We start from the raw sequence: 246 nt of genomic DNA, 5'->3' as shown, positions 1-246 counted from the left end.
GGGCCACGGCCCGGAGCATCCGTCACGCCTCGGAGGCCCTGGTCGCCTGGGTCCGACGCACGACGCCCGTCGTCGTCGCGTGGTTCCGCACGACGGGCACCACCGTGGCGACCCGCACCCGACCGGCCGCTCGTTCGACCTGGGACGGCGTCCGTCACGGCAGTCGAGCCACCGCGGCCGGAGCCGCCGTCGCCGCCCGGGCCACGGGGGCGACCGCACGCCGCGCCTCCTCGGCCGCCGCCACCC

At 79.7% G+C, this 246-nt stretch carries 1 protein-coding gene; it reads left to right on the top strand.

The window, feature by feature from the left end; all coding sequences use genetic code 11:
- Positions 1–246 (top strand): hypothetical protein (locus SZ60_RS17620; RefSeq protein WP_043597789.1); only part of this gene is annotated, 246 nt, incomplete at both ends.

This window comes from Frigoribacterium sp. MEB024 (assembly GCF_000878135.1).
Classification (GTDB): Bacteria; Actinomycetota; Actinomycetes; order Actinomycetales; family Microbacteriaceae; genus Frigoribacterium.
This window is presented reverse-complemented; position numbering and strand designations above follow the sequence as displayed.